The sequence below is a fragment of the Stenotrophomonas maltophilia genome (assembly GCF_004920835.1).
Lineage (GTDB): Bacteria > Pseudomonadota > Gammaproteobacteria > Xanthomonadales > Xanthomonadaceae > Stenotrophomonas > Stenotrophomonas maltophilia_AQ.
Genome location: NZ_QFHO01000055.1, coordinates 1 through 7,687, shown reverse-complemented (window position 1 = coordinate 7,687; position 7,687 = coordinate 1). Strand labels below are relative to the sequence as shown.

Sequence of the window (7,687 nt, the reverse complement as noted above, 5' to 3'; positions counted from 1 at the left end):
GCACAGCTCCCTGTCCATGCCGTACTTCTCGTTCGCCCAGCCGCTGACCCCACGGAGCTGAATATGAGCGACATCCAGTGGAGCGACGGTGCTCCCATCTACCGTCAGTTGAAGGAGCGCGTGATCGCCATGATGCTCGACGGAATCCTCAAGCCGGGCGATGCCCTGCCTTCGGTGCGCCAGGTGGCCGCCGACTACCAGCTCAACCCCATCACCGTTTCGCGCGCTTACCAGGAACTGGCCGACGAAGGCTTGGTCGAAAAGCGCCGCGGGCTGGGCATGTTCATGACCGAACAGGCGGCCACGCAGCTGCGCAGCAGCGAACGCGAACGCTTTCTCAATGAAGAATGGCCAGCGGTCCTGGAGCGCATCCAGCGCCTGGGCCTGAGCCTCGACGAATTGCTGCCCCAGGGGAAATTCTGATGAATGCCAGTCCCACTACTGCTGCACCCGGCGATGCCGTCATCACCGCCAAAGGCCTGCGCAAGGCCTACAAGACCACCGTCGCCCTCGACAACGCCAGCTTCAGCATTCCGAGCGGGCGCATCATCGGCCTGATCGGTCCCAACGGCGCCGGCAAGACCACCGCCCTGAAGGCCATCCTCGGCCTGACCTCGGTGGAAGGCGAGCTGAGCGTGCTCGGCCGCGATCCGCGGCTGCACCGCGATGAGCTGATGAACGACATCTGTTTCATCGCCGACGTGGCCGTGCTGCCGCGCTGGCTGAAGGTCCGCGAGGCGATCGATTTCGTTGCCGGCGTCCATCCGCGCTTTGACCGCGCCCGCTGTGAGCGCTTCCTGGCCAACACCAAGCTGCAGCCGAAGCAGCGCGTGCGCGAACTGTCCAAGGGCATGATCGTACAGCTGCACCTGGCGCTGGTGATGGCCATCGACGCCCGTATCCTGGTGCTGGACGAGCCCACCCTGGGCCTGGACATCCTGTACCGCAAGGAGTTCTACCAGCGCCTGCTGGAAGACTACTTCGACGAGCAGAAGACCATCATCGTCACCACCCACCAGGTGGAAGAGATCGAACACATCCTCAGCGACGTGATGTTCATCCGTGACGGCCGCATCGTGCTTGATGCGGAAATGGACGAAGTCGGGCGGCGCTACACCGAACTGCTGGTCAACGCCGACCAGCTGGACACCGCGCGCGCCCTGAAGCCGATCGACGAACGCAGCCTGACGTTCGGCAAGACCGTGATGCTGTTCGATGGCGTGCCGCGCTCCCAGCTTTCCACCCTTGGCGAGACCCGCAGCCCGGGCCTGGCCGACCTGTTCGTCGCCATCATGAAGGGGACCTACGCATGAATGCCGTCAACCACCCCGTCAGCCCACTGGGTACGCTGCGCTGGCTGCTCAAGCGCGAGTACTGGGAAAACCGCGGCGGATTCCTGTATGCCCCGCTGATCGCCGGCCTGATTTCGCTGGTGATGAGTACCGTCGGCATCGCCTTCGGCCTGTTCGCGCTGAACCGTGCGGCGCGTAACGGCGCGCTGCATGTCGATGGCGAAAGCGTGAACGTCAACGGCCTGGACCTGGCACTGCTGACCCGCAACATCGACAGCAAGGACCTCACCGACCTCGGCAACGGCCTCGACCTGACCCTGGTGCTCAGCTCGGCATGGCCGTTCCTGGTGCTGGCCTTCGTGGTGTTCTTCTACTGCCTGGGCGCCCTGTACGACGACCGCCGCGACCGCAGCATCCTGTTCTGGAAGTCCTTGCCGCTGTCGGACACGCAGACCGTGTTGTCCAAGGTGATCAGTGCACTGGTGGTGGCACCGCTGATCGCGGTGATCGCCGGCATCATCACCATGTTCGGCTTCATGCTGATCATCAGCATCGTGGCCCTGATGCATGGTGGCAGCCCGATGACCCTGATCTGGGGTCCGGCCAGCCCGCTGACCCTGGCCGCCGGCCACCTGTCCTGGATTCCAGTCTATGCCCTGTGGGCATTGCCTACCGCCGGCTGGCTGCTGCTGTGCTCGGCCTGGGCCAAGAGCAAGCCGTTCCTGTGGGCGGTGATGCTGCCGCTGTTTGCCGGCGTCATCGTCAGCACCACCAAGATCATGCCGCTGTTCGGCCTGAGCACCGGCTGGTTCTGGCAGAACATCGTCGGCCGCCTGCTGCTGGGCGGCGTGCCGGGCATGGACCTGGTGTACCGCCTCAGCGCCGGTTCGCGCCGTGACCTGGATTCGGTGGTCAGCCTGATGTCCCCGGCTTCGCAGCTGAAGTCACTGGCGATGCCGGAACTGTGGATCGGGGCCGCCGTCGGTGCGTTCTTCATCTTCCTCGCCATCCGCCTGCGCAAGCGCGCCGGCGAGATCTGATTCCATCCACCCGGAGGCACCACCCATGCGTTCCCTGATCGCCTGTACCGCGTTGTTGCTGTTGCCGCTGTCGGCCCTTGCGACCGATGCACAGAACTGCAAGTTCACTGCTGCCCGCACGTTGAAGCTGGACGTGGCCGGTGCCAAGGCGGTGGTGTTCGAGGTCAACCAGCACGACCTGAAGGTCGTTGCCAGCGCCGGTGGTGGCCAGCTCGACGGCCGCGCCTGTGCCTCCAACCAGGAATGGCTGGACCAGCTGGTGCTGGACCAGCGCAAGGTGGGCGACAAGCTGGTGGTCAGCCTGCGTCGCGAGGGCCGCATCAGCAACATCAGCCTGGGCAACAGCTATGCCTGGCTGGATATCCGCGGCAGCGTGCCGGACAACCTGCCGCTGCAGGTCAAGGTCGGCTCGGGCGACGCCAGCGTTGAAAACGCGCAGTCGTTGAGCGTGGACGTTGGTTCCGGTGACGCCGCCGCCCGCGGCACCCGGGGCAGCATCCATGCCGCAGTGGGTTCGGGCGACCTCGACATCGACGGTGGCAGCTCGCTGAACCTGCTGTCGCTCGGCTCGGGCGACGTTACGGCGCGCAACATCGGCGGCGATGCCAGCACTGGCACGGTCGGCTCCGGTGACCTGAAGATCACCGACGTGCGTGGCAACGCGCGGCTGGACACCGTCGGCTCGGGCGACATCGAGTTCAAGCGCGTGCAGGGCAATGTCGAGGTGGGCGTGGTCGGCTCCGGCGGCGTCGACCTCACCGACATCGGCGGCAATGTGCACGTCCGCAGCCATGGCTCGGGCGACATCCAGGTCGATGGCGTGCGCGGCAGCCTGACCGTCGACCACAGCGGCAGCGGTGACGTCGGCCACCGCAATGTCAGCGGCAAGGTCACCCTGCCGCGCAACAAGTAACTTCCAGCCAACCGATCCCAGGGGAATACCATGAACCTGTTGCGCCTGCTGCCTGCCACCCTGTTGTGCCTGCCGCTGATCGCCTGTGGCGGCACCTCTTCCTCGCCTGACAAGACCGTCGGCAAGAGTGTTGCCGAGGCCACCAGCGGCGTCGGCGAGACCGTCAAGGACGCCATGAACGATGCCCGCAAGGACATCGCCCAGGGCAACATCAAGATCTCCGCCGACAAGCAGCCGCGCGCAGAAATCACCCCGGACGGCCACCTGCTGATCGCGGGCAAGGACGTCGCCGCCAATGACGCGCAGCGCCGCCAGTTGCTGGAGTACCGCGGCCACGTGGTCGCCATCGCGATGGACGGCATGGACGTCGGCCTGGCCGGTGCCAAGCTTGGTGCCAGTGCCGCCGGCGAGGCGCTGAAGGGCATCTTCAGCGGTGACAGCGAAGGCGTCGAGAAGCGCATCAACGCCGAAGCCGCCAAGATCGAGGCCCAGGCCAAGCGCATCTGCGACCGCCTGCCCGCGATGCTGGCCAGCCAGCAGGCGCTGGCGCGCGAACTGCCGGCATTCAAGCCCTACGCGACGATGGACCAGAGCGACGTGGACGACTGCGGCAAGGACACCGGCAAGGGCCACACCGTCAATCTCTGACTGCGGCAAATGAGCGCACCCGGCCGGCAGCGCGCAAGCGTTGCCGGCCGACGCTGCCTGCGCGGGCTTACAATGGCGGCCCCGGATGCACCCGATCAAACCGCCATGAAGAAACTGTTCCTGCTGCTGGCCGCCCTGCTCTGCCTGGGCCTGGTTGGCTGTGACAAGGATTACCGCAACCACCGCGCCGAGCGCGGCAAGCCCAAGATTTCCGTGAGCGAAGGCATGGTCACCGTGCGTCGCCCACCCGCGCCGAACATCATCATCCTCGCCGATGGCACGATGAAGATGGACGAAATCCAGATTCCGCTGGACGACGCGCAGAAGCAGATGCTGCAGACCATGTTCGGCAAACTGCAGGTACTGCGCCAGAACACTCTGGTGGCGGCCCCGGCCGATCCCAACATGCAGCCAGTGAAGATCCAGCCGCCCGAAGGCATGGAAGTGATTCCGTCCGATCTGATCCAGCGTATCCCCGAGTTCAAGGACTACACCGACACCTTCGGCAACATCGTCGCCGACCGTCGCTGAAAAAAACGCCGCCCGAGGGCGGCGTTTCTCATTGACCCGGTAGCACCGGTAGATCAACCGCCCGCGCCACCACCACCGGCCTGGATGCCACCGGCAGTCAGCGCGGTCGGATCCAGCAGGCGGCGCAGTTCGGCTTCGGCCAGGCCGCTGTCTTCCAGCGCCACGTCCAGCACCGGGCGCTGTTCCTTGTAGGCGCGCTTGGCGATCGCCGCAGCCTTCTCATAGCCGATGATCGGGTTCAGTGCGGTGACCAGGATCGGATTGCGTGCCAGCGCCTCGGCCACGCGGTCCTCGCGCACCTTCAGTCCGGCAATCGCGCTGTCGGCCAGCAGCGTGGACACATTGGCCAGCAGGCCGATGCCATCGAGCAGGTTCACCGCGATCAGCGGCAGGGTGACATTGAGCTGGAAGTTGCCGGTCTGGCCGGCCACGGTAATTGCAGTGTGGTGGCCGATCACCTGTGCACAGGCCATCACCGTCGCTTCCGGAATGACCGGATTGACCTTGCCCGGCATGATCGAGCTGCCCGGCTGCAGCGCCGGCAGTTCAATCTCGCCCAACCCGGCCAGCGGACCGGCGTTCATCCAGCGCAGGTCATTGGCGATCTTGATCAGTGCCACCGCCAGCGCATTGAGCTGGCCGGACAGCTCCACTGCATCGTCCTGCGCGGCCAGGCCTTCAAACTTGTTCTCGGCGCTGTCGAACTTGAAGCCCGTCTGCTGCTTCAGCGCCTTGGCCACCTGCGCGCCGAAACGCGGGTCGGCGTTGATACCGGTGCCGATGGCGGTGCCACCCAGCGGCAGCCGGCGCACGCGCTTGAGACTGTCTTCGATGCGCTCCTGGGCCGAGGCCAGCTGCGCCGACCATGCACCGAATTCCTGCTCGAAGGTGAGCGGCATCGCATCCATCAGGTGGGTACGGCCGGTCTTGACCACCTTGCGCAGGCTGCGGCCCTTCTTGTCCAGGGTCCTGCGCAGATGTACCAGCGCCGGCAGCAGCTGCTCGTGCGTCGCAAGCACCGCCGACACGCGCAGTGCGGTCGGGATCACGTCGTTGGAGCTCTGCCCCTGGTTGACGTGGTCATTAGGGTGCACGGCGGTCTTGCCCGCCTTGCCGGCACGGTTGGCCAGGGTGGCAATGACCTCATTGGCATTCATGTTCGACGACGTGCCCGAGCCGGTCTGGTAGACGTCGATCGGGAAATGCGCGTCCCAGTTGCCGGCGGCCACTTCGGCGGCAGCGGACTGGATGGCCTTGGCCACGTTCTTCGGCAGATGGCCCAGCTCTGCGTTGACGCCCGCGGCGGCGCCCTTGACCAGGCCCAGCGCGCGGATGAAACCGCGCGGCATGCGCTGACCCGACACCGGGAAATTCTGCACGGCACGCTGGGTCTGTGCGCCCCACAGGGCGTCCGCAGGCACCTGCAGCTCGCCCATGCTGTCGTGTTCGATTCTGAAACCCTTGCTTGCAGCTTTGCTCATTGCATCAACTCCGCACTACTTCAGTTGGGGAAAGGGAAGCGGCGGCTGGCAGGGTGTTGCTTCCCGGGCTGGCGGCTGCGCCAACGATACTCCCTTGCCGGTGACACGGGATGACGGGGACGGGCCAGATCGTTTCATCCGCAGGGCCGTTGTGCGTGCGCAAGGGTAGTGCCGGCCGCTGGCCGGCAATCCATGGAAGCGTGGACCGGGCGTGGTTGCCGGCCAGCGGCCGGCATTACCTGACCGGCACGTCGTAGAATATGGCCCCCGCCGCTCGTCCCAGCCCTGCCGACATGTCCGATTCCGCCCTGCTCGCCCTGTCCCCGCTTGATGGCCGCTATGCCGGCAAGGTCGACGCCCTGCGCCCGATCTTCTCCGAGTACGGCCTGATCAAGGCCCGCATCACGGTCGAGGTGGAATGGCTGCTGGCCCTGGCCGCCGAGCCGGGCATCGTCGAACTGGCGCCGTTCTCCGACGCCGCCATCGCACGCCTGCGCGCCCTGGCCAGCAGCTTCAGCCCGGCCCAGGCCGCGCGGGTGAAGGAGATCGAGCGCACCACCAACCATGACGTCAAGGCGGTGGAGTACTTCATCAAGGAACAGCTGAAGGACGACGCCGAACTGGCCCCAGCCCTCGAATTCGTGCATTTCGCCTGCACCAGCGAAGACATCAACAACCTCAGCTACGGCCTGATGCTGGAACAGGCGCGCCGCGAGGTGCTGCTGCCGACCCTGGACGGCATCGCCAGCACCCTGCGCAGCCTGGCCCACGCCCAGGCCGGCCAGCCGATGCTGTCGCGCACCCACGGCCAGACCGCCTCGCCGACCACCCTGGGCAAGGAACTGGCCAACGTGGTCGCCCGCCTGGAGCGCCAGCGCAAGCAGATCGCCGCGGTTGAACTGACCGGCAAGATCAACGGCGCCGTCGGCAACTACAACGCGCACATCGCCAGCTACCCGGATGTGGACTGGCCGGCCTTCGCCGAGCGCTTCGTGACTGGGCTGGGCCTGGTGTTCAACCCGTACACCACCCAGATCGAGCCGCACGACAACATCGCCGAGATCGGCGACGCCGCACGCCGCGCCAACATCATCCTGATCGACCTTTCCCGCGACATCTGGGGCTACGTCTCGCTGGGCTATTTCAAGCAGCGCCTGAAGGAAGGCGAAGTCGGTTCGTCGACGATGCCGCACAAGGTCAACCCGATCGATTTCGAGAACGCCGAAGGCAACTTCGGCATCGCCAACGCGCTGTTCGAGCATTTCAGCGCAAAGCTGCCGATCAGCCGCTGGCAGCGTGACCTGACCGATTCCACCGTGCTGCGCGCGCTGGGCACCGCATTCGGCCACAGCCAGGTGGCACTGGATTCGCTGGCCAAGGGCCTGGGCAAGCTGGAAGTGAACCCGCAGCGCCTGGACGCCGATCTGGATGCGGCGTGGGAAGTGCTGGCCGAGGCCGTGCAGACGGTGATGCGCCGTCATGGCCTGCCGAACCCGTACGAGCAGCTGAAGGCACTGACCCGCGGCCAGGGCATCACCGCCGAGTCGATGCGTGCGTTCGTGCAGGGGCTGGAGCTGCCGGCGGATGCGAAGCAGCGCCTGCTGGAGATGACCCCGGGCAGCTACACCGGTCTGGCCGAGTCGCTGGCGAAGAAGATTTAAGGGGTTTCCTTGCGGCGGCGGCCGCGGGCGCTGCCTGCGGCAGGCTTTACTGCAACGGCAACAGCAACTGCAACGTCAAAGGCGGCTCTGGGTTATGCCGTGCTTGGCGGGGCGGGTTGGG

General features: G+C 65.9%; 8 protein-coding genes. 7 read left to right on the top strand and 1 reads right to left on the bottom strand.

Going from position 1 to position 7,687, the window contains the following annotated elements; translation table 11 throughout:
- Positions 1–63: 63 nt before the first annotated feature.
- From DI041_RS20960 to DI041_RS20935, 6 genes are all read left to right on the top strand, one after another.
- Positions 64–423, top strand: coding sequence for a GntR family transcriptional regulator (locus DI041_RS20960; protein WP_012511573.1), 360 nt, complete (start codon positions 64–66; stop codon positions 421–423).
- Complete coding sequence (locus DI041_RS20955) at positions 423–1,313, top strand: ABC transporter ATP-binding protein (RefSeq protein WP_136640066.1); 891 nt, start codon at positions 423–425, stop codon at positions 1,311–1,313. Before DI041_RS20960 ends, DI041_RS20955 begins: the two co-directional genes overlap by 1 nt.
- Positions 1,310–2,332, top strand: a complete 1,023-nt coding sequence (locus tag DI041_RS20950; RefSeq protein WP_046987454.1) for an ABC-2 transporter permease — start codon at positions 1,310–1,312, stop codon at positions 2,330–2,332. Before DI041_RS20955 ends, DI041_RS20950 begins: the two co-directional genes overlap by 4 nt.
- 25 nt (positions 2,333–2,357) lie before the next feature.
- Positions 2,358–3,245 carry a DUF4097 family beta strand repeat-containing protein gene (locus DI041_RS20945; RefSeq protein WP_046987455.1) on the top strand — a complete coding sequence of 296 codons (888 nt, stop codon included), beginning with the start codon at positions 2,358–2,360 and terminating at the stop codon, positions 3,243–3,245.
- Between the two features lie 30 nt (positions 3,246–3,275).
- Positions 3,276–3,893: a YggN family protein gene (locus tag DI041_RS20940; RefSeq protein WP_046987456.1), complete on the top strand. Its 618-nt coding sequence runs from the start codon at positions 3,276–3,278 to the stop codon at positions 3,891–3,893.
- 105 nt (positions 3,894–3,998) lie between these two features.
- Positions 3,999–4,424, top strand: a complete 426-nt coding sequence (locus tag DI041_RS20935) for a hypothetical protein (protein WP_041864559.1) — start codon at positions 3,999–4,001, stop codon at positions 4,422–4,424.
- A 53-nt stretch (positions 4,425–4,477) separates the two neighbouring features.
- Here DI041_RS20935 and DI041_RS20930 read toward each other — a convergent pair whose 3' ends face one another.
- On the bottom strand, positions 4,478–5,905 hold the full coding sequence (locus DI041_RS20930; RefSeq protein WP_136640067.1) for a class II fumarate hydratase: 1,428 nt from the start codon (positions 5,903–5,905) through the stop codon (positions 4,478–4,480).
- Positions 5,906–6,198: 293 nt separating this feature from the next.
- On the opposite strand from DI041_RS20930, the gene purB reads away from it, so the two are divergent.
- The gene (purB, locus tag DI041_RS20925; protein WP_136640068.1) at positions 6,199–7,566 is read left to right on the top strand and encodes an adenylosuccinate lyase; all 1,368 of its coding nucleotides are present in this window, start codon (positions 6,199–6,201) and stop codon (positions 7,564–7,566) included.
- The last annotated feature ends 121 nt before the right edge of the window (positions 7,567–7,687 follow it).